This window comes from Bradyrhizobium sp. AUGA SZCCT0283, from assembly GCF_018130385.1.
GTDB lineage: Bacteria > Pseudomonadota > Alphaproteobacteria > Rhizobiales > Xanthobacteraceae > Bradyrhizobium.
Map to the genome: position 1 here is coordinate 96,378 of NZ_JAFCLU010000001.1, position 24,365 is coordinate 120,742.

Here is a 24,365-nt window from a genome sequence, read left to right on the forward strand (position 1 = left end):
GCAGTGGCAGCAGAGCGACATCGAGGCCGCGCTGAGCCGCTGGCGCGAATACTAGAAGCAAATACGCAGCGATGGATGAAGCCATGCAACTGACTCGGAATTTTCGCGACACGGTGCGGGCGCGGGCGGAGCGCGAGCCCGCCTTCCGCAGGGCGCTGTTTCAGGAGGCGGTGCAGGCCCTGCTGCAGGGCGAGACCGATGAGGGCCGCGCGGCGCTACGGGCCTATATCAACGCAACGGTTGGATTCGACCGGCTGGGTGAGGTGCTCAAGCGATCGCCGAAGAGCCTGATGCGGATGTTCGGCCCGGACGGCAACCCCACCGCCGAAAACCTGCTCGGCGTCATCGGCGCGCTTCAGGAAGCGACCGGGGTGCATCTGAAGATTCGCGCGGTCACCGAGGCGGCCTGACGCGGGCCTCGCGCCGGGAATGTCGTGGACGAGGCGCGGCTGGCGCCGGAAGCGTCATCCAAAATCCCCAAATTCCGCTATACTCGCTCCGGTAGCATCGGGGGAGCAATACCTTGCGCAACATCATCATCTGCTGCGACGGCACCGGCAACGAGATTTCCGAGAACATTTCCAATGTGCTGAAGCTCTATCGCTGCCTGCGCAAGACGGAGAAGACGTCCCCGCGGCAGCTGGTGTTTTACGATCCGGGGGTCGGCACGCTGGAGCGGCCGGACCCGTGGCACAAATTGAAGCAGGATTTCAACGCCATCCTGGGGCTCGCCACCGGCTATGGGCTCGATGACAACGTGCTGGCGGCCTATTCCTTCCTGGTCCACACCTGGCAGACCGGCGACCAGATCTATCTGTTCGGCTTTTCCCGCGGCGCCTATACCGTGCGGGTGCTGGCGGGGCTGATCCACAAGGTCGGCCTGATCACGCCGGAGCAGGTCAATCTCGCAGGTTCGGGGCTGATCGCCTACAAGCAGTTCTCCTCGGACGAGGCGCCGGCGCTGCGGGCGCAGTTCAAGTCGGCCGTCGATGCCGCCGCCGCGGAAGACACACTGCCGCAAACGGCGTTCGACAACGCCGCGCAATTTGCGCGCATCACCTCGTCGCGCTGGCCCACCATTCGCTTCGTCGGCGTCTGGGATACGGTCGCCAGCGTGTTCGTGCCGCGGGCCGATCGCTTTTACTGGCCGAGCCTGGAAGAGCTGGCGTTCACGCTTGCGAACCCGAGCGTGCAGACATTCCGGCAGGCGATCTCGATCGACGAGCGCCGCTGCATGTTCCGCCTCAAAAAGTGGGATGACCCGCAGACCTACAAGCCGGTGCGCTTCAACAACGTCCACGCCGCGCCGCAGGATATTCTGCAGGTGTGGTTCGCAGGCGTGCATGCCGATATCGGCGGCGGCTATCCGGAAAAGCAAAGCGGGCTATCCAAATATCCGCTGCTCTGGATGATCGACGAGGCGGTCAAATGCGGGCTCAAGGTCAACCAGGCCACCGTCAACCAGCTCGCCTGGGGCATCCAGCGCAAGGGCAGCCCATACTCCTATGTCGCGCCCGACGTGCGCGGCGACCTGCACACCTCGCTGAGGGGCTTGTGGTGGATCCTCGAATATCTGCCGAAGAGCGCGTGGTACAGGGAATGGCCGGCGCGCAAGAGCTATTTCGGCTATTACATCCCCGACGCCGAACCGCGCCTCATTCCCGACGGCGCCATCATCCACGAATCCGCACTTCTGCGCATGGACGCGATGCCGAGCTACCGGCCGGTGAATCTGCCGAAGCAATACGAGAAGTTTCCGATGCCGGTGCCGCCGGTGCATGCGTCCGCGGAGATGGAGGAAGATTCGTAGGGTGGGCAAAGGCGCGCTTGCGCCGTGCCCACCCTTCACGACGCGCTGATGATGGTGGGCACGCTTCGCTTTGCCCACCCTACCAATTGTTTTCAGCATGGAGGCATCAGGGAACAGATGGCAACGAGAGAAGAACTTCTCGAGCATCTTTGGAAGGAAGTGATCAACGCAGTCATGCGCGATGACGCACTCGACAACATCGTCAAGCATTGCAAGCGCAATCCCGACGGCCCCTTCGGCGACACAGGGGCCGCGATAGAGCGGCTCCTGGCCGCTGGCGCATCCGGACGCGACCTGCGTCTCGTTCTTCGCAACATTGCCTACGAGGCCACGTTCGGCACCCTCTACGCGTTCAGCGATCCAGGTCTGGAAGAAGACGACGTCAGCACGCTTTACGAGGAACTCTTGATGGCCGACCCAAGTGGGATGGAGGGGCGCCCGGGTTCTGCGGATGCGGTCTAAGAGCTCGCACGTCGTCACGCGCGAACAATCTTCAACCCTCATGGTGAGGAGGCGCGTCAGCGCCGTCTCGAACCATGCAGGCCACAGACGGGCCTTCATCCTTCGAGACGCGCGCGAGCGCGCTCCTCAGGATGAGGTCGTCTGGCATGTGTGATGTCCTGTGTGACTGCCCGACGGGCAAATCACTAAAACCTGTCCAGCCCTCGCGTGAAAAATATTCCGCTTCGCGTTCACCCCAAATCACTCCTACAACTCCGCCATCCCGCGCTCACAAGAGGGGCGTATCGCGATCGTCACGGACGTTGGGTGCGGGGAGCGGTGGCCGCGGCACGCCGGGCGCGCAACAAGTTTCGCAGGGTGAGCTCGCTCATGAGCGAAGGCCGCGCGCCGACGGACGGCGTGAAAAGCGGACGGCAAAGCCGTGTGGTCCTGGCGCCCGTTGCTGGCGTCAAGCCGGCGGAGGTTTTGAGAGATCCAACCGGGTTTCGCCAAAGTCTTCAATCCGCCGGCGACGGAGGCAAGAGGAATTCGTCTCCGGGGAGAGCGCGGTATAAGCCGTAAACCCATCGCGCAGGGAATGCCGGGCTGCTCCGGCTGTACCTGTATGCTCGTGTGCGCAATCTACAGCGCTATTTGCACACGAGACCGCGGGTGCTAGCCGGCACCCGGCATTCCCTGCGCCCTCTTCTTTGGGCGAAACGATATGCAAAGCTCGGCGCAATGCGCCGCGAGAAGGTGAAGATGTGTTTGCAACAGGCTGCCGTCATTGCGAGCGCAGCGAAGCAATCCATGGTTGAACGCGGGGATAAATGGATTGCTTCGCTTCGCTCGCAATGACGTCGATAGAGCGAACGGAGGCAATCGATGGGTATCGCGGAGTTTATCATCGGGCCGGCCGAAGGTCGGACCCGTTGGCTCCACCCATCCTACGGGATCTGCTCTTTGAAAACCGAATCCAAAAACAGCCGTCGTCCCTGCGAACGCAGGGACCCATACGCCGCGGCCGATGTTGGTTTGGCAAAATGGTCGACGGCTTCTTCCAACAACTGAGGTCGGTGGTTATGGGTCCCTGCGTTCGCAGGGACGACGTGTGGATGGTTGGGTGCGAAGCTCAAAAGCTCGGCCACTGGCCCAGCACCCCCGCAACCTTGCGGCCCCATTCCCGCCCGCTCCCGACCCAAATGGTTTACGGATCGTTCAACTCTCAACCCTATTCTCACCCATCTACCGCCAGAACCGGCTTGAAACGCTCAGGACGAGCGATGTTGGAACGATCGATCGCCGACGAAGTCGAGGCGGCCATCAAGGCCGGCTCGACGGAAAAACATCTGGATACGCTGAGGCAGGTCACCGACCTGTTTCTCGTGTCCGCCGACGGCTATTCCGGCGAACAGATCGAGCTGTTCGGCGATGTGCTGGAACGGCTGATCCGGACCGTCGAGCTGCGCGCGCTGGCCGATGTCTCGGCGCGCATTGCGCTCGCCGAAATGAGCACGCAGCTCGCCTCCATCAAGCAGGCGCCGCCCGCCGTGGTCCGCCGCCTCGCGCATAATGACGAGATTTCGATTGCGCGACCGGTGCTGACCGAATCGGCGCGGCTGACGGCCGACGATCTGGTCGAGCTCGCACAAACCAAGGGCGAGCAGCATCTGCTGGCGATCTCCGGGCGCTGGTGGCTGACCGAGGTCGTCACCGATGCGCTGTTGAAGCGGCATTATCCCTCCGTCAGCCGGCGGCTCGTCACCAATCCCGGCGCGCGGATGTCGGCTAGCGGCTATGCCATCGTGCTGAAGCAGGCCGAGAGCGATCCGGAGCTTGCGATCGAGACCGGCATTCGCATCGACCTGCCGCCCGAGCAGCGCCAGCAATTGTTGCGCAGCGCCACCGAGGCCGTGCGCACGCGGCTGCTGTCGCGCGCGCCGCCGCATCTGTTCGAGGACATCAGGAACGCGATCGCGCTGGCTGCGGCCGGCGCCAACCGCGAAATGTCGCGCACCCGCGATTTCAGCGCCGCCCGCCGCTTCGTCGCAGCACTTGCCAAGCACGGCAAGCTCAACGAGCCGGCGCTATTGGCCTTTGCGAAAGAGCGAAAATACGCCGAGACGGTTGCAGCACTCGCCGAGTTATCCGGCTCGACCATCGAGGTGATCCGCCCTGTCATGCAGAGCCTGCGCGACGACGGCGTGCTGATCCCCTGCCGCGTCGCCGGACTGAATTGGGAGACGGTCGCAGCCGTCCTCGACAGCCGCTTCGCCTCCGGCAGCCTGGGCCGCCATGAACTGGCGAAAGCGAAAGAGCAATACGGCAAGCTGACGGTCGAAAATGCCCGCCGCCTGCTGAAATTCTGGCAGGTCCGCGCCGCCGATGCACCGCCGAAGCCGAATTGAGGGGTGGCGGCGCCGCGCCCCTTCCGTCATTGCGAGGAGCGAAGCGACGAAGCAATCCACCCTCTCCGCGCAATGAAAGAATGGATTGCTTCGCTTCGCTCGCAATGACGGTGAAAGAGCGGAATGCTCCCTCCCTTCTCCTACAAAGAGAGAAGGAAGAACGATCACGCCGCCCTGGTCAGGTCCGCATCGAGATGCTTCAGCCGCGGCATCACTTCCTGCTTCAACAGGCGCAGCGAATGGTGCCACGCCTCGGGCTTGTGCTTGTAGTCGAAGCCGAACACCAAGAGCGTGCCGAAGCCGCCGACCTCGTGATAGATCTTTTCGATCTTCTCGGTGACGGTCGCGGGCGAGCCGACGATCCAGTTGTTGCGGGCGCAATAGTCGACGGTGACGTCCGAGTCGGCGACGTCGGGGGTAGCCTTGAGGTAGTCCTTGAAGCCGAAATGGCCGAGCAGCGGCAGGAAATATTCGCCCATCATCCGGCCCATCATGTCGCCGACAGAAAGCCGCCACGCCTCCTCGTCGGTGTCGGCGATGAAGACCTCGCGCACCAGCCGCCAGTCGCTGCGCTTCGGCTTGCGCCCGGTCCTGGCAGCGCCGATCTCGACCGATTCCCAATGGCTGCCGACATAGGCCGGGTTGAGGTTGAGGCTCATCGGAATGTAGCCGCGCTCGCCCGCGAGCTTGAGCGTGTCCGAGCCCTTCGACAGGCCGGCGACGCCGATCGGCGGATGCGGCGCCTGCTTCGGCTTGATGTGGGGCTTGAGGAAGTCGAACATGGTGTCGGGCTTGCTCACCGTCCAGAACTTGCCCTTGTAGGTCCAGGGCGCGTCCTCGGTCCACATTTTCAGAATGATCTCCAGCGCCTCCCGCGTCATGTCGCGGTTCTGGCCGGACATGCCGTCGACGTTGAACATCGCCCAGTCGCTCGGCAGGCCCGATGCCGCGACGCCGAAATTCAGCCGTCCCTCGGAGAGGTGATCGAGCACAGCGACGCGGTTGGCGAGTTCGGCCGGGTGATGATAGGGCAGCAGGAAGCCGCCGGGGCCGAGACGGATATTCTTGGTCTGCAAAAACGCCTGCGCGAGAATGAGATCGGGGGCGGGGTGCGGTTCCCATGGTGCGGTGTGGTGCTCGCCGATCCAGGCCTCCTGATAGCCGAGCTCATCGAGCCATCGCAGCGTCTGCAGGTCCCAGTCGTGACCCTCTTTCAACCCGCACTCCGGCGGATGGGACGGCATCGTGAAATATCCGATCTCCATGGGGTGTCCTCTCGCTGTTCATTTTTTCAAAACGCGTCTGTCGCGCGCAAGCGAGAGCATAGCACGCGACGCGCGTGGCTGAGATATGACGAAACGGATGGGCAGAGGTTCGCGCGGCGGAGTAACGCGCTACCTCGTTCCGAACGTCGTCGCGCCGAACAGCGCCTTCTGCGTCGAGGGCTGCGAGCGCCAGTATTGCGGCGGGGCGAACACCTCGCCGCCGAGTTCGGCCGCGGCATGCCAGCCCCAGCGCGGGTCGTAGAGCATGGCGCGCGCCAGCGCGACCATGTCGGCCTTGCCGGAGGCGATGATCTCCTCGGCCTGCCTGGCTTCCGTGATCAGGCCGACGGCGATGGTGACAAGCCCGGTCGCCTCGCGGATCGCCTGCGCGAACGGCACCTGGTAGCCGGGGCCGAGCGGAATCTTCTGCAACGGCGACACGCCGCCCGAGGACGCGTCGATCCAGTCGACGCCGCGCTTCTTCAGCTCCTGCGCAAACTCAATGGTCTGCGGCAGATCCCAGCCGCCCTCGACCCAGTCGGTGCAGGAGACGCGCAATCCGACCGGCTTGTCTGCCGGGAACGCCGCGCGCACCGCGTCGAACACTTCCAGCGGAAAGCGCATGCGGTTTTGCAAGCTACCGCCATATTGATCGGTGCGCCGGTTGGCGATCGGCGACAGGAACTGATGCAGGAGATAGCCGTGCGCCGAATGCACCTCGATCGCATCGATGCCGAGCCGCTCGGCGCGCCTGGCCGCCGCCACGAAGGCCTCGCGCACCCGCTTAAGGCCCGCTGCGTCGAACGCCAAAGGCGGCGTCTCGCCCTCCTTGTGCGGGATCGCCGAGGGGCCCTCCGCCCGCCAGCCGCCCTCAGTCACCGGGATCAGTTGCCCGCCGTCCCATGGCGTATGGCTCGAGGCCTTGCGGCCGGCATGCGCGAGCTGGATCATCACCTTAGCCTTCGAGCGCTTGCGCACCGAGGCCAGGATCGGCCTCAAGGCGGCTTCGGTGGCGTCGTTCCACAGGCCGAGACAGCCCGGCGTGATGCGGCCGCTCGCCTCGACGGCGGTGGCCTCGATGCAGAAGATCGCGGCCCCCGACAGCGCCAGCGAATTGATATGGGTGAAGTGCCAGTCATTGGCCTCGCCGTCGACGGACGAGTACTGGCACATCGGCGCCACCATGATGCGGTTGGCAAGATTAAGGCCGCGCAGCTTGATCGGGGTAAACAAAGCGCTCATGGGCTGAGGGATCCGGACCGGAGGGAAAGCGACCCGCCATGTCTAGCGAGCCGCTCCCCTCTCCTCAACCCGCCGGGATTGCAACCCTCCCGGGCGATTTATCGCTGGCCGCGCCTCCGGCACCTTCACTCTACCAGCGTGAACTGCAGCAGCAGATTGCGCTGGATCAGCGAGAAATTGTCGTCGGAGACCAGCGTCAGCACCGTGTCGCCCTCCGGCGTGACGTGCGCGTCGATGCCTTCCATGTTGTCGATTTCGTGGCCGAGATCAGCCTCGAAGATCGAAGGCCCGTCGATGACGGCGCCGGAGGCTATGGAGGCAAGCGCGATGCGGCGGATGCGGATGCCGACCCCGCCGAGCCAGGAGAATTTGCGCTCAAGCAGCAACAGGGTACCGGACGGCAGCAGCACCGCGTCGCTGATATCGAAATTGTCGGCGCGGCGGACCGCGAACTGCCCGGGCGATTTGCCGCCGATCAGAAAGCCAATGATGTTGCCCTGCGCGTCGAGGCCGCGTTCGGAGATCGCGATCAGCGTACCCGCCAAAGGCAGGCCCTTCGGCACCATCACCAGCGCCTCGATCCCCCTGTTATTGGGCAGCTTGCGCGCCGCCGGCGGCAGCGGAACGAGTTCGCCATGGGCGCGCGTAAAACCTTTGGCAAAATCGAAGCGCAGCATTTGGTTGACGCGCTCGAGACCGACATAGACCAGCGAGCCGTCGAGCGCGAGCGCCTCGGTGTCGAACCAGCCGCGCGAGGTGATCGGCTTGCCGTCGGGACCGAGCATCGGCGAAGCCTCGACGTCGTCGAGCCCGGTCATCTCGCGGCCCTTGTAAACAATGCGTCCCGTGAACCAGCCGCCCTTGTCGCTGATCGCGATAAAGCGCTCGCCCCTGGCGTCGAGCCGCAGACCCGACAATCCGCCGAAACCGCGAAACCGCGAGGTCAGAATCAGCCCGCTGCGATATTCGAGTTCGCCGAACCGCAGACGCGACCGGTCGCGGGTGTCGAACGAGGGCAGCGGCCGGGCATTGACCTCGATCGAGACCGGCGCGGTGACTGAAAATTCGTCGGGAACGGCCGGCTTCGGTGGCCGCTGAACGGCGGTTTGCGCCAGCGCCGCGCCAGGCATGGCCGTCACCGAAAGCCCCGCCGCTGCATATTTCAAAAGCCGGCGGCGGCTTATGGGCGTGCGCATGCTCTCACGAATGCAACCGGCGCGGGCGGCGGTGGCCCGTGGCGGGCGCGGCGCCCTGGGTCTCGCTGAACAATTCGGCGAGTTTCTCGGTGATGGCGCCGCCGAGTTCCTCGGCATCGACGATCGTGACGGCACGGCGATAGTAGCGCGTGACGTCGTGCCCGATGCCGATCGCGATCAGTTCAACCGGCGAACGGGTCTCGATCTCCTCGATGATGTGGCGCAGGTGTCGCTCGAGATAGTTGCCGGGATTGACCGACAGCGTGGAATCGTCGACCGGCGCGCCGTCCGAAATCATCATCAGGATCTTGCGCTGTTCGGCCCGGCCGAGCAGGCGCTTGTGCGCCCAATCCAGCGCCTCGCCGTCGATGTTTTCCTTCAAGAGGCCTTCGCGCATCATCAGGCCGAGATTCTTGCGCGAGCGCCGCCAGGGCGCATCCGCGGACTTGTAGATGATGTGGCGCAGATCGTTCAGCCGGCCGGGATTGGCCGGCTTGCCGGCGGCGAGCCACGCCTCGCGCGACTGCCCGCCCTTCCAGGCGCGCGTCGTGAAGCCGAGAATCTCGACCTTGACGCCGCAGCGCTCCAGCGTGCGCGCGAGAATATCGGCGCAGGTCGCCGCCACCGTGATCGGGCGGCCGCGCATTGAGCCGGAATTGTCCAGAAGCAGCGTCACAACGGTATCGCGGAAGGTCGCTTCCTTCTCATGCATGAAGGACAGCGGGTGGTAGGGATCGGTGACCACGCGCGACAGGCGGGCGGGATCGAGGATACCCTCCTCGAGATCGAACTCCCAGGCGCGGTTCTGCTGCGCCATCAGGCGGCGTTGCAGCCGGTTGGCGAGCCGCGCGACGATGCCCTGCAGATGCGCGAGTTGCTTGTCGAGATAGGAGCGCAGCCGTTCCAGTTCGTCATGGTCGCAGAGATCTTCGGCGGCGATCACCTCGTCGAATTTCGGCGCGAACGCGTGATATTCCGGCCCGCGCGGCTCGTTGGCGCCGCGCGTATTCGGCCGCGTCGCCTCGCCCGGCGTCTCGTCGTCGCCGAGTTCGCCGTCGTCGAACGTATCTGACGTGGAGGCTTGCGCGCTCTCCATCGCACTTTCCGACATTTCGTCGGTGGAAGCCTGCGCCTGGTCGGCGCTCATTTCCTGCGCGGCGTCGGAATCGGGTGAGCCCTCGGCGCCGGACTGGTCGTTCTCGCCGTCCTGATTCTCGTCGTTTTCGTCGTCATCGGCGTCGGCATCGCGGTCGTCGCCGAGATCGAGCGCCGACAGCAAATCGTGCACGAGATCGCCGAACCTCGCCTGGTCCTCGGTGACGCGGCTGAGCTTGTCGAGCCGGGCGCCGATCTTGTCTTCCAGCACTGGCCGCCAGAGGTCGACCATCTTCCTGGCAGACGTGGGCGGTGCTAACCCCGTCAGCCGTTCGCGCACCAGCATCGCCAGCGCATCCGACAGCGGCGCATCGGCACGGTCGGTGATCTCGTCGTACTTGCCGCGATGGAAATGATCGTCGAGCATCGCGGTGAGGTTTTTCGCCACCCCCGCCATCCGCCGCGATCCGATGGCCTCGACGCGGGCCTGCTCCACCGCCTCGAACACGCCGCGCGCCTGCGGATTTCCCGGCATCAGCTTGCGGTGCACTTTTGGATCGTGACAGGCGAGCTTGAGCGCGATCGAATCGGCATGGCCGCGCACGATCGCCGCATCCCGCTTGGTCATCTTGCGGGCGGGCTCCGGCAGCCGTGCCTTGCCCGGCGCGAGACCGGGACGCTCGGCCGCGAACGTCACGTCCAGTTCCGGCGCCTTTGCGATCGCGCGCAGGCAGGAGGTTACCGCGCGCTTGAACGGCTCGGTCGGGGCTTCCTTGGATCCGGTGCGGAATTTGGAATTGGATGTGCTCATAGCGCTTTCGTAAACCAGTGTCGCGTGACGCCGCCGGGATAGCCTTCGATCGAACCGAATTCCTCATAACCGCAAGCGCGGTAGAAACCCGGCGCCTGAAAACTCATCGTGTCGAGATAGGACCGCGTGGCCCCAAACTTTCTTGCCTCGTCCTCAATCGCCTTTATCAGCCGCGTCCCGTAGTCCTTGCCGCGCAGTTTCTGCTCCATTCCAGAAGAATTGGATAAACAGCACCGTGGTCCAGACTTCGCCGACAATCCCGCCGACGATCCTGTCGCCTTGGCGCAGCGAGATGGCGAAGCGCTTGTATTTCTGCTTCCCCATCTTCTCGGCGTTGTAGCCGAGGAGTCCGCCGAGCACCGCCTTCTTGGTCTTTCCAATGGTGCGCTCGACGGAAATTTTCGCCATCGGCTAGCTGAGCGCCACGTTGACCGCGGACTCGGCCAGTTCCTGGTTGAAGCAGCGCTGGTAGAACTCGGCCACCAGCGGCCGTTCCAGCTCGTCGCACTTGTTGAGAAAGGTGACGCGGAACGAAAAGCCGATATCGCCGAAGATCTCGGAATTCTCGGCCCAGGTAATTACCGTGCGCGGGCTCATCACCGTCGACAGATCGCCATTGGCGAACGCGTTACGGGTGAGATCGGCGAGCCGCACCATCTTGTTGACGATGTCGCGGCCCTCCTGCGTGCGATAGTGCTTGGCCTTGGCCAGAACGATCTCGACTTCCTCGTCATGCGCCAGATAGTTCAGCGTGGTAACGATCGACCAGCGGTCCATCTGGCCCTGGTTGATCTGCTGGGTGCCGTGATAGAGGCCGGACGTATCGCCGAGGCCGACCGTGTTGGCGGTCGAGAACAGGCGGAACGCCGGGTGCGGCTTGATCACCTTGTTCTGGTCGAGCAGTGTCAGGCGGCCGGAGACTTCCAGCACGCGCTGGATCACGAACATCACGTCCGGACGGCCGGCGTCATATTCGTCGAACACCAGCGCGATGTTGTGCTGCAGCGCCCAGGGCAGGATGCCGTCGCGGAATTCGGTGACTTGCTTGCCGTCCCGGACCACGATCGAGTCCTTGCCGACCAGGTCGATACGACTGATGTGGCTGTCGAGATTGACGCGCACGCAGGGCCAGTTCAGCCTTGCCGCGACCTGCTCGATGTGGGTCGATTTGCCGGTACCGTGATAGCCGGTGACCATGACGCGGCGGTTCTTGGCAAAACCGGCGAGGATGGCGAGCGTAGTAGCCCGGTCGAAGCGGTAGTCCGAATCGACTTCCGGCACATGCGGGTCGACTTCGGAATAGGCCGGCACTTCGAGATCGCTGTCGATACCGAAGACCTGCCGGACCGACACCTTCATATCGGGCAAACCGGCAGGCTCCGTAACTTTGGTCATGGCGGCGGTCGTCATCAATCCTCCGAGGTCCCGGGCGTTCCCGAAACCAGATCTGTTGAATGGCTGCGGATGGGGGCTAGCGCAAACCTAGCAGAGAGCAAGGGCTGGCAGAAGCCCGCGGCTCAATCAAAGTTCCGTTGCCTTATCATTGAGATAGGCTGTGTATCAGGTTTTTGGAGGGCTGCCCTGCGAATCGCGCCGCACTTTTGCCGCCTTGGCCGCCCCGCCAGGCTCAAAAGCGAAGGCTAGGCGGCACTTTCAGCCCCTGCCCGGGCTTGGTACCTCTGGTTCGGCCCCCTATGGACAGCAAGATTGTGACTTCATTCCTCGATCCCGTGATTGCATTCGTTTCGGCCCATCCGTGGGCGGCCTATCTGACGCTATTTCTTGCGGCCCTGTTGGAGGCGATCCCCGTCGTGGGGGCGCTGGTGCCGGGCTCGACCCTCATCCTTGCCCTGAGCGCGCTGGTGCCGGGTGGCGAACTGAAGCTGTGGGGCGTGCTGGCGGCAGCGATCGCCGGCGCCATGCTCGGCGACGGCTCGGCGTTCTGGGCCGGCCATCGCTCGCAACGCGAAATTCTGGGCGCCTTGCCAATGTCGGGATATCCGGGCGTCATGGCGCAGAGCGAGGCGTTCTTCCACCGCTGGGGAACGCTGGCCGTGTTGTTCGCGCGCTTTGTGCCGCCGATCCGCGCCTTCGTGCCGGTGACGGCGGGCGCGCTCGGGATGCCGCCGATGATCTTCTTCGGCGTCAGTATTCCCACGGTACTCGCCTGGGCGTTGGCGCACGTGCTGCCAGGCGTGCTCGCGGTCTCGGCATTGCATGAATATGCCGGACTGCCGCATCACCAGCACACTGGCAAACACCTGTGGATGCTGGCCGTGTTCGCGGCGGCAATCATCGCGCTCGGCGTCTGGATGCTGCGCCGCCGCCGGATCGGAAAGGCCTCTTCCGATCAGGCCCGGCTGGGACTGCGCCCGGGCGCCGGCCCGACATAACGGGCGCGGGGCCGGATCAGCCGGCCATGCCGCAATTGCTCGCAGGCATGCGCGATCCACCCCACCGTGCGCGCCATGGAAAACAGCACGAGCTCATGGCCGGGCGGCAGGCCCAGCGTGTGCACCAGCACCGCAAGGGCATAGTCGATATTGACGAACTCGCCGGTTGCTTCGGCGATGCGTTCGGGAATTTCGTGCGTGAGTTTGCGATCCGCGCCGGAGCGCGCCAGCGCTTCCAGCAGCGCCCGCGCGCGGGGATCGCCATGCTTGTAGACGCCATGACCAAAGCCCGCGAAGCGTTCGCCGAGCGCGACGCGCTCGCGGATGACGGGGGCGACCTCACCCTTGGCAAGCGTCTTCAGAAGCTGCGCCGCCAGCACGCCGGCGCCGCCGTGCTTGGGGCCCTTCAGCGCCACGAGGCCGGCGATAATGGCGTCATAGAGATTCAAGCCGGTCGAGGCCGCGCAGCGCACGGTGAAAGTCGAGGCATTCAATTCATGATCCGCCAGCAGCACCAGCGCGCGGCGTATCAGATCCGCGGCGTGCTTGTGCTCCGGCGCCCAGACGCGCGCGATCTGCAGATGAAGCGGTTTTGCCGAGGATCTGGCGTTCAGCATGGTCGCGACCACCAGCCGCATGATGCGGCCGCCGAGCATCGCACGCCCTTCGGGCGCCCGGGTGAACGCCCGTGGATCGGCGCTGGCCGCCAGCGCCAGCACGGCGATCGTGCGATCGATCGCATTGGCCTGACGTGTAGCTTCAGCCACGACACGCATTTCTTCCGATACGACGGGGCAATTGTCCTGTTCGAACGGATCGACGCCGGTGACATCCCACAGCAGTGTGGCCGTATGTTCGAGCGTGTCGCGCTCGGCGAGGTCGACGCAATTGACGCCGCGATAGATCGGCCCGTCCTCGGTAATGGTCGCGACCGCCGAATCCATCACCGGCAGATCGGCGTCGAAGCTGCGCAGACCGCGCGGCTCCGGCGACGGCGTGCGCCGTTCCTTCAGCGTGCGGACGTCCTCGGCCCGGTAGCGGTGGCTGCGCGAATCCTGTGACGGCTCCGAGCGGATCAGCCCGCGGCTGACATAGGCATAGAGGGTGGCCTGCGAGATCGCGAGTTCGGCGGAGGCCTCGCGGGCCGAGAGATAAAGGCCGGCGGATTTTTTCATATTGATTTACATAATCAAGATTGATCAATCTGTCGAGAGGCCCGACCTTTGTTGGCGACAAAGGAGAGCCCTCATGAATATGCAGCTTTCGAAGACCCCGATCGGCCTGGACGGGATTCCGGCCGCCGAAACCGTGCTCAGCCATGTCGATGGCGAGCGCGGCGAACTGATCATCGCCGGCGAGCGGGTCGGCGACCTCGCGCGCAAGACCGGTTTTGAGGGCGTGACCGCCCGGCTGTGGAGCGGCGGAACCGGCCAGCCGGTCGGCGAAGCCGCCGTGCGGGCCGCCCTTGGCGCAGGCCGCGAACGCGCCTTCGCCCGGCTGCCGGATCTGCTCGGCATCACGCGCGGGCTATCGATCGTCGATGGTTTTCGCGCGGCGATCGCAGGGCTGCGTGCGGAAGCGGGTCTTGCGCACGAGGCCACCATCGTCGGCGCGTTTCCGGTCATCGCCGGCGCCCTGGTCCAGCGCGTGAAGGGGAACGACCCCGTCGCACCCGATCCAACTGCGAGCCATGCCGCCGACACGCTGTCGATGATACTCGGCCGCAAGCCTAACGCGCGCGAGGCGGCGGCGCTGGACGCCTATTTCGTCACGGTGTGCGACCACGGCATGAACGCGTCGACCTTCACGACGCGGGTGGTAGCCTCGACACAGGCGGATTTGTTCGCAGCCGTCACCGCCGGCTATTGCGCGCTGACCGGGCCGCTGCATGGCGGCGCACCTGAACCGGTGCTGGAAATGCTTGATGCGATCGGCTCGACCGAGCGCATCAAGCCTTGGGTCGACAGTGCGCTGGCCCGCGGCGAACGGCTGATGGGATTCGGACACCGCGTCTATCGCGTCCGCGATCCGCGCGCCGATGTGCTGAAGGGTGCAATCGAGCGGCTTGCCGGCGAAGGCGCCGATTTGCCGTTCGCGGGCGAGGTCGAGGCCTATATCCGTAGCGCGTTGCGAATCAAGAATCCGGACCGCCCGCTCGACACCAATGTGGAGTTCTTCACCGCGATCCTGCTCGACGCGCTGAAAATCCCGCGGCAGGCATTTACGCCGATCTTCGCGGTCGCACGCGCCGCAGGCTGGACCGCGCATGCCCGCGAGCAGCAGCGCGGCGGCAGGCTGATACGGCCGAGTTCGGCGTATATCGGTCCGATGCCCGGGTGAGAGGGCGGAAGCGTTGGGAGGGGCGACAGCGGCGAGATTATCTCCGCTGTCGTCCCTGCGAACGCAGGGACCCATAGCCACAGGCGCTTATTATTGCGCGAAAGCCGTCGACCAGCGGATTAAAATCGAGAAGCCGCGGCGTATGGGTCCCTGCGTTCGCAGGGACGACAAAACTACGCGCCGCGCACCACGGTCTTCAGATAATTATACGCCTTGATGATCTCGATCAGGCGGTCCTCGGTGGAGCGGTCGCCGCCATTGGCGTCGGGATGGTGCTGCTTGACCAGCGCCTTGTACTTCGCCTTGACGTCCTCGAGGGTAGCTTCGGCGGTGAGGCCCATCACCTGCAGCGCCTTGCGCTCGGCGTTCATCACCTTCCGGGTTTCGGCCTTGGCCTCGGCGCCCGGGCCGGGCCGCCAGCGACCGCGGCCGTTGAGCTCGGAGAACACGCTGAAGGGATCGGCGGCGCCGTCAAAATCCTCGGCGGCCTGCTTACCCTTCTTGCCGGCGGTGTTGGCGCCCATCTTCCAGGTCGGGCGATGACCGGTCAGCGCATCCTTCTGGTAGCGCGCGACGGCATCGGGATTCATGCCCTGGAAGAAATTGTAGGACTGGTTGTATTCGCGGACGTGGTTGAGGCAGAAATGCCAGTATTCCCGGGAATTCTCCCGGCCCTTGGGCGCGCGGTGCGGCCCCTTGTTCTGGCAGCCCGCCCATTCGCACATGGCGGCTTCCTCGCGCGCCTGCGCCTGCTGCTTCGCGCTCAGCTTGTTGGGCTTGATGCGAATGGAGTCGAAGAACTTGGATGAATCAATTGCCATGGCTGACTTTGACTACGCAATGCCCGAGGCTTCAAGTCTTGACATTGCGAATACCTCTGTTCGGATGCATCATTGACGAAAAGCGGACAACAGAATTATCTGCCAGCATCATGAGCATCAGGGACGTTATCATAAACAAGTTGCGTGAAGCTTTCTTGCCGGAAAGCCTCGACGTAACGGACGAATCTCATCTGCATGAGGGCCATGCGGGCCACCGGCCGGGCGGCGAGACGCATTTCAGGGTCAATATCGTATCTCCGGCCTTCAAAGGGAAGAGCCGGGTCGAGCGCCATCGTATGGTAAATGCGACGCTTGCAGCGGAACTCAAGGGCTCCGTCCACGCGCTCGCCATCAAGGCGCAGGCGCCGGGAGAAACCGCCGGCCGGTAATTTGGCAAACCTGCCGCAAGAATATGAGCGTTCGATGCTGTCGCAGAAGCTCGTAATTTTGGCAGGGCTCCCGGGTTCCGGGAAGAGCACGCTGGCCGAAGGGCTTTCGCGCCATTTTTCGCTCCCGTTGTTCTCGGTCGATCCGATCGAGGCGGCGATGTGGCGCGGCGGCCTGCCCCGGGATCAAACGGGAGTTGCCGCCTATGCCATCGCACAAACCTTGGCCGAGGAGCACCTGCGGCTGGGGCAGTCCGTCGTGATCGACGCCGTCAATCCGGTGGAGGCGCCGCGCGCCGCATGGCGAAACCTCGCCGCGAGATATCGCGCGGACCTCGCGATCATCGAATGCGTTTGCGTGGATGAGGCGACGCACCGCCGGCGCATCGAGGCGCGGATGCGCGCCATCGAGGGGATGACCGAGATTACGTGGGCCGAGGTCGAGAAACGGCGCACCGGTTATGAAGCCTGGACCGATGCAAGGCTGACGCTGGATACATCGGCGCACCCCGCCGAACGGTTGCTCGCGGAAGCCATCGGCTATCTGGCGTGAGGCCGTCCGCCAGCTTCCAGTGAAGATCGGCCGGGACGGTAGAACCGTCTTCGCACATGTGAAACAATCGCCGAAGCGATGGATCAGGTTCCGTGCGGACGCGGGGTCGGGCTGACGCCGTCGCAGGTCGATGGGGTCGTCCGATGCGATATTGGGCACGCTTCAGATGGGCCGCCGCCGTGGCGCTGCTGGTTACGGCCTCCCCAACCAGGGCGCGCGCGCTGGATATGCCGAGCCCCTTTGTCCAGGAAGTGCTGATCAAGAGCCTTCTGGTGACGCTCAACGATGCGGTGGTATCGGATAATTTCACGGTCCTCCATGCCAAGATTTCAAAGCCGTTCCGCGATCAGTTTCCACCCGACAAGCTGCGGGCCGTCTTCAAGGACCTCGTCGAGAAGCACGCCGTGTTCGACGCGATCGTCGCAAGCCCGGTCATCCCGGATGAAGACGCGAAGATCGACGACAAAGGCGTGCTGCGCCTGAAGGGCCATTTCGACACGACGCCCAAAAAGGTGAGGTACCAGCTCGGCTTCATCCCCTCCGACGGCCAGTGGAAGCTCAGCGGCATCACCATCGACATCGAATAGCGAACAAGTCTCCTCGCGACAGCCAACGACGTGAAAGAGCTCCACCCGGCAGGCAATCAACGGTGCGAAGCCCAAACTTCATTTCCCCTTTGTCGCGCCCGGATGCTATTCGGATACGTACGGCCAAAAGCGGTGACGGTATCCTTTCGCGGGAAGGCAGGAGATGGAAGCTCCCTCATGGATTGAGCTGGTCGAACGCAACGTCGCCAGATTTGGCGATCTCGTCGCCGGTATCGACCCATCGCTTTCCGATATTCCCGAATTTTTCGACCATGACGGCGCGTGGATCGACCGCTTTGTCAATTTCGTGATCGAAGCGATCGATGGACACATCGGCTTCGTCAAATTCCAGTCGGCCTATTTCGAAGCGTGTGGACTGACGGGCCTGACGGCGCTCTCTGCTGGAATCAGGAAAGCAAGGGCGGCAGGCATCGGCGTCATTCTCGACGCTAAGCGAGGAGATATTGGCGCGACCGCCGCAGCCTATGCCCGTGCCTACCTGACCCCCGCCTCCGCCGGCGGCAGCGGCGACTTTGAAGCCGATTGCCTGACCGTCAATCCCTTGATGGGTCCGGATACGCTGGAGCCCTTCGTCGAATGCGCCACCCGCTTCGGCAAGGGCCTGTTCGTGCTTTGCCGAACGTCCAATCCCGGCGCGGGCTGGCTTCAGGACAAGATGACCGGCAATCGCCTCGTTTCCGACCGCGTCGCCGATCTCATTGCCGCAATGGGAGCCAGCGCGAACAGCGATTTGCGGCTGAATGCCGTGGGCGCCGTGGTGGGCGCAACAGTGCCGCGCGAAGGCCGACGCCTGCGGCAATTGCTGCCCCGCTCGATCATCCTGGCGCCCGGTCTTGGCGCGCAAGGCGGAGATGCTGCGGCCATCCACTCCTTGCGCGGCAACACGCCAGGCGACCTGCTGATTCCGGTATCGCGCGGCCTGACGCTGGTGCGGGATCGCTCAATTTCCGCCGAAGACTATCGACAGCTCATCGTCGGCAGGATCGACGGCTTCAAGGCGGCGGTCGCCTATGACTATCTCGGCAATCGCGCCATCCCGGCCTGACGTGGAATCTCCTTCGGCCGGCACAGTCGCGCAGACGCCGCGCAGGCGTCATGGCGCGATCGTTAGAACGCCGTCCCCGCCCGCTTTGGCTTGGGATCCTCGCCCTCAGCTTCGCGCGGCACCGGCGCGATCTTGAGCGCCGTGATGCGGTTGCGCTCACGCCGCAGCACGCGGAAGCGGAAGCCGTGGAAAGTAAAACTCTGGCCGCGCTCGGGGATCGAGCGCGCTTCGTGAATCACGAGGCCTGCGACGGTCGTTGCCTCCTCGTCCGGCAGATGCCAGTTCATGGCGCGGTTGAGATCGCGGATCGGCACCGAGCCGTCCACCACCACGGAGCCGTCGGGCTGGGCGCGGACGCCGGCCACCACCACGTCGTGCTCGTCGGAAATATCGCCGACGATCTCCTCCAGAATGTCTTCCAGCGTCACCATGCCCTCGACCTCGCCATATTCGTCGACGACCAGCGCGAAGTGCGTCTTGCGACGGCGGAACGCCTTGAGCTGTTCGGACAAAGGCCGCATCTCCGGCACGAACCAGGGCGGCAGCATGATGGCGGAAACGTTGATGCGCGACATGTCGCCCTCGGAAGCGCGGATCGCGCGCAACAGGTCCTTGGCGTGCAGCACGCCGATGATGTTTTCCGGTTTGTCGCGCCACAGCGGAATGCGGGTGTATTCGGTCGCCAGCACCTCGCGCACCAGTTCGTCCGCCGGCAGGTCGGCATTGATCATCATCATAGCGGTACGGTGGACCATGACGTCGGAGACGGCGAGGTCCCCGAAGCGGAAGACATTGTGAATGTATTCGGCCTCGCCGCTTTCGATCCCGCCGTGCACGGCCGATTCCTCCACCAGCCCTTCGATCTCGGAGTCGGTGAGGATTTCGTGCTGCGAGGATTCCTTCACACCGAGCAGGCGCAAAATCCCGCGTGACGCGCTGTTGAGCAGCCAGTTCAGCGGCCAGAAAATCAGATAGGACAAATGCAGCGGATAGGCGATCCATTGCGAGACCGGCATTGGCTCCCTGATCGCGAGTGTCTTCGGCACCTGCTCGCCGATCACGATATGCAGCGAGGAGAATATCAGGAACCCGGCCAGAAACGACACGAAGTGCAGCGTGCGTTCCGACAATCCAAGTGGAATCAACAATGGTTCGAGCAGCGCCGAAACGGTCGGTTCGCCGACCCAGCCGAGGCCGAGCGAGGCCATGGTGATGCCGAGTTGGCAGCATGCGAGATAGGCCTCGATATTGCCCATCATGCTGTGCAGCAGGCGTGCGCCGAAGCGGTCCTGCTCGACCATCGCCCTGATGCGGAACCCGCGGCTCTTCACCAGCGCGAACTCGGCGGCCACGTAGAACGCGTTGGCGGCGAGCAGAAGGAACGCAAGCAGCAGATTGAATGCAGTCGAACTCATGTTTGCCTCGCGGCGACGGGCCCAGGCCTGCGCGACGTGTTGCCCACAATGCGACTGGACGATGCCGTTCTCATCCCGCGAGCTTTTGTTGCAGGAAGCTGCGAACCAAAGCGGGCTCGACGTCGTTTGTGACCACCGCGCGGCCGATCGCCTGCAGCAGGATGAACGTCAGCTTGCCGCGCTTGACCTTCTTGTCCTGCGCCATCAGCGCCATCAGGGCGTCGGCATCCTTAAGCCCCTCCTGCGCAAAGCCTGCGATATCCTGCAAATGGGTGGGCAGGCCCACCGAGGCAAGGTGGCGTTCGACGCGGGCGGCGTCGGCGTCAGAGACCATGCCGAGCTGCGCGGAAAATTCCGCCGCCAGCACCATGCCGACGGCAACGCCTTCGCCATGGAACAGGCGATCGGAAAAGCCGGTCGCGGCCTCCAGCGCATGGCCGAAAGTGTGGCCGAGATTGAGCAGCGCGCGCTCGCCGGTTTCGCGCTCGTCGCGGGAGACGATCGCCGCCTTGGCGCGGCAGGACGTCGCAATCGCGTGCTCGCGCGCCGCGCCGCCGGAGAAGATGTCGGCGTGGTTGGCCTCGAGCCAGGTGAGAAAGGCTTCGTCGCCGAGCACGCCATATTTGGCGACTTCGGCGTAGCCGGCGCGGAACTGGCGCGGCGACAGCGTGTCGAGCACCGACGTGTCGGCGATCACAAGCACCGGCTGATGGAACGCGCCGAGCAGGTTCTTGCCCTGCGGCGAGTTGATGCCGGTCTTGCCGCCGACCGAGGAATCCACCTGGGCCAAAAGCGAAGTCGGCACCTGCACGAAATCGACGCCGCGGCGCAGGATCGCCGCCGCGAAACCGGCGAGATCGCCGACCACGCCGCCGCCAAGCGCAATCACCAGATCGTTGCGCTCGATCTTCGCCGCGATCAACGCCTCGCTGACCTTTTCGAGCCCCGCGTAGGTTTTCGACACCTCGCCTTCCTCGACGATGACGCGTGAGGTCGGAACTCCGGCTTCCGCCAGCGAACGCTCGGTCTGCTCCAGCCAGTGCTTGGCCACGGTGCGGTCGGTGACGATGGCCGTGCGCACGCCGGGGCGCAACGCGGCGACGCGCGCGCCGAGCGACGCCAGCACGCCGCGGCCGATGACGATGTCATAGGCGCGGTCGCCGAGGGCGACGTCGACGGTGATGTCGGCGGAATGTTTCAGAGGCGCAGTCATGGCGTAACGCTGATCCCGTCGGTTGTCGGCTGGGCAGAAGGCGCGCCGGCGCACAGCCGGGCGCGCAGGGCATCGATACATTCTTCCACGATGCGGTCGTGCGGCACGTCGCGCGAGCCGATCGTCAGGTCGGCGGTGCGATAGACCGGCTCGCGCGCTTCGAGCAGACGGCTGACGGTCGCAACCGGATCCTCGGTCTGCAGCAGCGGCCGGTCGGCGCGGCGCTTGACGCGCTTCATGATGATTTCGACATCCGCCTTGAGCCAGATCGAGACCGCCTTGTCGCGAATGCGGTTGCGGGTCTCCTCGCGCATGAAGGCGCCGCCGCCGGTGGCAATCACGGCGGGGCCGCTGTCGAGTAGCCGCGCGATCACCCGCGCCTCGCCGTCGCGGAAATGCGGTTCGCCATGGGTTTCGAAAATGTCCGGGATCGACATCCCGGCCGCCGCCTCGATCTCGATATCGGCATCGAGAAACGGCAGGCGCAGCCGGGCCGCCAGCCGCCGGCCGATGGTCGACTTGCCGGCGCCCATCATGCCGACCAGCACGACCGAACGCCTCCCCAGAGCCGACGTGATGTCGGCCTCCGGGGTGGGGCTCGTTTGTGCCGGTACGGCGGTCTCGGACATCAAAAACTCTGCGGTTTTGCGGGACTTGCTCCGTGCTGCGACACCTATACTACCCCCATTGACGCCCCCGCCAGAGACTCTTGCCACGGGGATGGGAACATGTTGGATGATTTCATTGGTTAATTCGTCGCCCTGAGCCCCCTATGCCCAGTTTGTTCCGCTTTCTGACGGTCGTCGGCATCATCGCCGGGGTGATCTATGGCGTGGTTTTTTCGCTGGCGAATTTCGTCACCCCAAAGCCCCGGGAAATGACGGTCACCATCCCCGCAGACAAGTTCCTCAAGAAATAGCCGCTATCGTCTGATTTGTGAGAGACGAACTCGGGGAGCGGCATCTCGTGACGGGATGCCGGGGGCAATGCGTTCCAGCAAGACGGCGACAGACGCGAAACTGACCAACCTGTTCCTCGACATGCTCGCGGCGGAACAGGGCGCGGGCGCCAACACGCTCGACGCCTATCGCCGCGACCTCACGGATTTTTCCGAATTTCTCGGCCGCAAGGGACAAAGCTTTGCCGGCGCCGGGACCGATGCGCTGCGGGACTACCTCGCCGACCTCGACACCCGCGGCTTCAAGTCCTCCAGCGTGGCGCGCCGGCTGTCGGCGATGCGGCATTTGTTCCGCTTCCTCCTGAACGAGCGCATCCGCAGCGACGATCCGGCGGCGATCCTGTCCGGCCCGAAGCGCGGCCGCGGCTTGCCGAAGGTGCTGTCGATTGCGGATGTCGACCGCATGCTGACACGGGCCAAGGAATTGACCGAGGCCGAGAACGCTTCGCCGCAGCAGCGGCTGCGCGCGATGCGGCTGTATTGCCTGCTGGAGGTGCTCTACGCCACAGGCCTACGCGTCTCGGAGCTGGTGGCGCTACCGCTGTCGGCCTCGCGGCGCGACGCCCGCATGATCGTGGTCCGCGGCAAGGGCAACAAGGAACGGCTGGTTCCGCTCAACGAAGCGTCGCGGCAGGCGATGGCCGATTATCTCGCCGCGATGGAAGCGCTCAAGCCCGAGAAGAAGAAAAACGCCGTCGCGTCAAAGTGGCTGTTTCCCTCCTTCGGCGAGAGCGGCCATCTGACGCGGCAGCATTTTGCGCGCGACCTGAAGGAGCTGGCGGCGGCATCGGGCCTAGCGCCGCGGCTGGTCTCCCCGCACGTGCTGCGCCACGCCTTTGCCAGTCACCTGCTGCATAACGGCGCCGACCTGCGCATCGTGCAGACGCTGCTCGGCCATACCGACATCTCGACCACGCAGATCTATACCCATGTGGTCGAGGAACGGCTGAAAAGCCTGGTGCGCGACCTGCATCCGCTGGCGGAGAAGTAGACTTCATCGCACACCACGCCTTGACTTCCGCGGCTTCTCCCCTGAAACAGCCGTCTCCCGCCCGCGACCTTGTTTGGCGCGCTTTCGGCAAACCGGGTCATCCGGACCGAGATGCACGCTAAATCATTGAAGATGCGTGCTTTCCTTAAGCGAATCGAAACCGCTTCGCCTCAAAGCACGTTGTTACCTATATTGGTTTGATGCCGGATCAGATGCGCAGTTATCTCGACTTTGAAAAACCCGTCGCCGAACTGGAGGCCAAGGTCGATGAACTGCGCGCACTGGCAGCGTCCGGCAGCGACATCGGCGACGAGATCGCGCGCATTGAGGACAAGGCGCAGCAGGCGCTGGCCGACCTCTACGCCAATTTGACGCCGTGGCAGAAAACGCTGGTGGCGCGCCATCCACAGCGCCCGCATTTCACCGATTTCGTCAACGCGCTGATGACGGAATTCACGCCGATGGCCGGCGACCGCAAATTCGCCGAGGACGAGGCGCTGGTGGGCGGCTTCGGCCGATTCCGCGGCGAGGCGATCTGCGTGGTCGGCCAGGAAAAGGGCGCCTCCACCGACAGCCGCATCAAGCACAATTTCGGCATGGCGCGCCCTGAGGGCTATCGCAAGGCCGTGCGGCTGATGGAGATGGCCGATCGCTTCGGCATTCCAGTGCTGTCGATCGTCGATTCCGCCGGCGCCTATCCCGGCATCGGCGCCGAGGAGCGCGGCGTGGCGGAAGCGATCGCACGCTCGACCGACACATGCCTCTCGCTCGGCGTCCCCAATGTCGCGATCATCACCGGCGAAGGCATGTCGGGCGGCGCCATCGCCATTACAACCGCCAATCGGGTGCTGATGCTGGAACACGCGATCTACAGCGTGATCTCTCCGGAGGCGGCCTCCTCGATCCTGTGGCGCGACGGCACCAAGGCCCAGGAAGTCGCCAACGGCATGAAGATCACGGCCCAGGACATGCTGCGCTTCGGCGTGATCGACCAGATCCTGAAAGAACCCTCCGGCGGCGCCCACCGCGATTCCGCCGCCATGATATCGGCCACGGGCGACGCGATCGCCGAGGCCTTCAATGACCTCCGCAACCTAAACGCGGACGGCATCCGCCGGCTGCGGCGGCAGAAATTCCTCGATATCGGCCGCAAGCTCGGCTGATAGGCCTTTGTCCTTCCCCCTGGATGGGGGTCGGCCGGCCCGGCATCCCATTCGTTACCGCCCGCCTTACTGGTGCTTTATTTCGTCAAATCACGTGATTCGGCCCTAATTAGGCCCAGACCCGGTCTTTAAACTCTATTGACCATGCCTGCCGTGGAAGCGGCCGGCGCATCGCGTTCGGGTTGCGGCGCGGAAGGTCAAAGGGTACTAT

25 protein-coding genes are annotated in these 24,365 nt (G+C 64.3%); 13 read left to right on the top strand and 12 right to left on the bottom strand.

The features are described from left to right. Positions 1 to 83 precede the first annotated feature (83 nt). The 4 genes from JQ624_RS00490 (at position 84) to JQ624_RS00505 (ending at position 4,659) form a co-directional block, all read left to right on the top strand. Positions 84 to 410 carry a transcriptional regulator gene (locus JQ624_RS00490; protein ID WP_212416876.1) on the top strand — a complete coding sequence of 109 codons (327 nt, stop codon included), beginning with the start codon at positions 84 to 86 and terminating at the stop codon, positions 408 to 410. A gap of 113 nt (positions 411 to 523) precedes the next feature. Next, the gene (locus JQ624_RS00495) at positions 524 to 1,810 is read left to right on the top strand and encodes a DUF2235 domain-containing protein (protein ID WP_212416877.1); all 1,287 of its coding nucleotides are present in this window, start codon (positions 524 to 526) and stop codon (positions 1,808 to 1,810) included. Positions 1,811 to 1,834: 24 nt separating this feature from the next. Then, positions 1,835 to 2,272 (top strand): hypothetical protein, encoded by a 438-nt coding sequence (locus JQ624_RS00500; protein WP_212416878.1) that lies wholly within the window; start codon positions 1,835 to 1,837, stop codon positions 2,270 to 2,272. Between the two features lie 1,262 nt (positions 2,273 to 3,534). Continuing rightward, a complete protein-coding gene (locus JQ624_RS00505) occupies positions 3,535 to 4,659 on the top strand; it encodes a DUF2336 domain-containing protein (protein WP_212416879.1) in 1,125 nt (374 codons plus the stop codon). Positions 4,660 to 4,823: 164 nt separating this feature from the next. Here JQ624_RS00505 and JQ624_RS00510 read toward each other — a convergent pair whose 3' ends face one another. The 7 genes from JQ624_RS00510 to cobS form a co-directional block, all read right to left on the bottom strand. After that, the gene (locus tag JQ624_RS00510) at positions 4,824 to 5,924 is read right to left on the bottom strand and encodes an LLM class flavin-dependent oxidoreductase (protein ID WP_212416880.1); all 1,101 of its coding nucleotides are present in this window, start codon (positions 5,922 to 5,924) and stop codon (positions 4,824 to 4,826) included. Between the two features lie 129 nt (positions 5,925 to 6,053). Then, entirely contained in the window at positions 6,054 to 7,166 is a 1,113-nt protein-coding gene (locus JQ624_RS00515) for an NADH:flavin oxidoreductase/NADH oxidase (RefSeq protein ID WP_212416881.1), read from the bottom strand. 125 nt (positions 7,167 to 7,291) lie between these two features. Next, positions 7,292 to 8,362 (bottom strand): esterase-like activity of phytase family protein, encoded by a 1,071-nt coding sequence (locus JQ624_RS00520; RefSeq protein WP_212416882.1) that lies wholly within the window; start codon positions 8,360 to 8,362, stop codon positions 7,292 to 7,294. Between the two features lie 4 nt (positions 8,363 to 8,366). Next, the gene (cobT, locus tag JQ624_RS00525) at positions 8,367 to 10,268 is read right to left on the bottom strand and encodes a cobaltochelatase subunit CobT (RefSeq protein ID WP_212416883.1); all 1,902 of its coding nucleotides are present in this window, start codon (positions 10,266 to 10,268) and stop codon (positions 8,367 to 8,369) included. Further along, positions 10,265 to 10,477, bottom strand: coding sequence for a GNAT family N-acetyltransferase (locus JQ624_RS38330; protein WP_249129213.1), 213 nt, complete (start codon positions 10,475 to 10,477; stop codon positions 10,265 to 10,267). Before JQ624_RS38330 ends, cobT begins: the two co-directional genes overlap by 4 nt. Then, positions 10,422 to 10,676 carry a hypothetical protein gene (locus JQ624_RS38335; protein ID WP_249129216.1) on the bottom strand — a complete coding sequence of 85 codons (255 nt, stop codon included), beginning with the start codon at positions 10,674 to 10,676 and terminating at the stop codon, positions 10,422 to 10,424. The genes JQ624_RS38330 and JQ624_RS38335 overlap by 56 nt, the downstream gene beginning before the upstream one ends. A 3-nt stretch (positions 10,677 to 10,679) precedes the next feature. Next, positions 10,680 to 11,678, bottom strand: a complete 999-nt coding sequence (cobS, locus tag JQ624_RS00535) for a cobaltochelatase subunit CobS (RefSeq protein WP_212416884.1) — start codon at positions 11,676 to 11,678, stop codon at positions 10,680 to 10,682. Between the two features lie 299 nt (positions 11,679 to 11,977). Between cobS and JQ624_RS00540 the strand changes: the two genes are divergently transcribed. After that, positions 11,978 to 12,661, top strand: a complete 684-nt coding sequence (locus JQ624_RS00540; protein ID WP_212417425.1) for a DedA family protein — start codon at positions 11,978 to 11,980, stop codon at positions 12,659 to 12,661. Here the strand turns inward: JQ624_RS00540 and JQ624_RS00545 are convergent. Further along, the gene (locus tag JQ624_RS00545) at positions 12,619 to 13,836 is read right to left on the bottom strand and encodes a citrate synthase family protein (protein ID WP_212416885.1); all 1,218 of its coding nucleotides are present in this window, start codon (positions 13,834 to 13,836) and stop codon (positions 12,619 to 12,621) included. The genes JQ624_RS00540 and JQ624_RS00545 overlap by 43 nt on opposite strands. A 73-nt stretch (positions 13,837 to 13,909) precedes the next feature. Here JQ624_RS00545 and JQ624_RS00550 point away from each other — a divergent pair, with 73 nt between their 5' ends. Continuing rightward, a complete protein-coding gene (locus tag JQ624_RS00550) occupies positions 13,910 to 15,001 on the top strand; it encodes a citrate synthase/methylcitrate synthase (RefSeq protein ID WP_212416886.1) in 1,092 nt (363 codons plus the stop codon). Between the two features lie 173 nt (positions 15,002 to 15,174). Here the strand turns inward: JQ624_RS00550 and JQ624_RS00555 are convergent, their stop codons facing one another. Continuing rightward, positions 15,175 to 15,822 carry a J domain-containing protein gene (locus tag JQ624_RS00555; RefSeq protein ID WP_212416887.1) on the bottom strand — a complete coding sequence of 216 codons (648 nt, stop codon included), beginning with the start codon at positions 15,820 to 15,822 and terminating at the stop codon, positions 15,175 to 15,177. A 110-nt stretch (positions 15,823 to 15,932) separates the two neighbouring features. Here JQ624_RS00555 and JQ624_RS00560 point away from each other — a divergent pair, with 110 nt between their 5' ends. The 4 genes from JQ624_RS00560 (at position 15,933) to pyrF (ending at position 18,414) form a co-directional block, all read left to right on the top strand. Next, positions 15,933 to 16,211, top strand: a complete 279-nt coding sequence (locus tag JQ624_RS00560; RefSeq protein ID WP_212417426.1) for a BolA family transcriptional regulator — start codon at positions 15,933 to 15,935, stop codon at positions 16,209 to 16,211. Between the two features lie 34 nt (positions 16,212 to 16,245). Further along, positions 16,246 to 16,761, top strand: coding sequence for an AAA family ATPase (locus tag JQ624_RS00565; RefSeq protein ID WP_212416888.1), 516 nt, complete (start codon positions 16,246 to 16,248; stop codon positions 16,759 to 16,761). A 143-nt stretch (positions 16,762 to 16,904) separates the two neighbouring features. Continuing rightward, a complete protein-coding gene (locus JQ624_RS00570; RefSeq protein ID WP_249129220.1) occupies positions 16,905 to 17,348 on the top strand; it encodes a hypothetical protein in 444 nt (147 codons plus the stop codon). A 163-nt stretch (positions 17,349 to 17,511) separates the two neighbouring features. After that, on the top strand, positions 17,512 to 18,414 hold the full coding sequence (gene pyrF, locus JQ624_RS00575; protein ID WP_212416889.1) for an orotidine-5'-phosphate decarboxylase: 903 nt from the start codon (positions 17,512 to 17,514) through the stop codon (positions 18,412 to 18,414). 62 nt (positions 18,415 to 18,476) lie between these two features. Here pyrF and JQ624_RS00580 read toward each other — a convergent pair whose 3' ends face one another. The 3 genes from JQ624_RS00580 to JQ624_RS00590 all read right to left on the bottom strand — a co-directional run bounded on the left by JQ624_RS00580 (position 18,477) and on the right by JQ624_RS00590 (position 21,671). Continuing rightward, positions 18,477 to 19,829, bottom strand: a complete 1,353-nt coding sequence (locus JQ624_RS00580) for a hemolysin family protein (RefSeq protein WP_212416890.1) — start codon at positions 19,827 to 19,829, stop codon at positions 18,477 to 18,479. A 70-nt stretch (positions 19,830 to 19,899) separates the two neighbouring features. After that, positions 19,900 to 21,042, bottom strand: coding sequence for a 3-dehydroquinate synthase (aroB, locus tag JQ624_RS00585; protein ID WP_212416891.1), 1,143 nt, complete (start codon positions 21,040 to 21,042; stop codon positions 19,900 to 19,902). Further along, positions 21,039 to 21,671 (bottom strand): shikimate kinase, encoded by a 633-nt coding sequence (locus JQ624_RS00590; protein ID WP_212416892.1) that lies wholly within the window; start codon positions 21,669 to 21,671, stop codon positions 21,039 to 21,041. The genes aroB and JQ624_RS00590 overlap by 4 nt, the downstream gene beginning before the upstream one ends. A gap of 143 nt (positions 21,672 to 21,814) precedes the next feature. On the opposite strand from JQ624_RS00590, the gene JQ624_RS00595 reads away from it, so the two are divergent. The 3 genes from JQ624_RS00595 to JQ624_RS00605 all read left to right on the top strand — a co-directional run bounded on the left by JQ624_RS00595 (position 21,815) and on the right by JQ624_RS00605 (position 24,154). After that, positions 21,815 to 21,961, top strand: coding sequence for a histidine kinase (locus JQ624_RS00595; protein ID WP_212416893.1), 147 nt, complete (start codon positions 21,815 to 21,817; stop codon positions 21,959 to 21,961). Between the two features lie 67 nt (positions 21,962 to 22,028). Then, entirely contained in the window at positions 22,029 to 22,991 is a 963-nt protein-coding gene (xerD, locus tag JQ624_RS00600) for a site-specific tyrosine recombinase XerD (RefSeq protein ID WP_212416894.1), read from the top strand. A gap of 200 nt (positions 22,992 to 23,191) precedes the next feature. Continuing rightward, a complete protein-coding gene (locus JQ624_RS00605) occupies positions 23,192 to 24,154 on the top strand; it encodes an acetyl-CoA carboxylase carboxyltransferase subunit alpha (RefSeq protein ID WP_212416895.1) in 963 nt (320 codons plus the stop codon). The last annotated feature ends 211 nt before the right edge of the window (positions 24,155 to 24,365 follow it).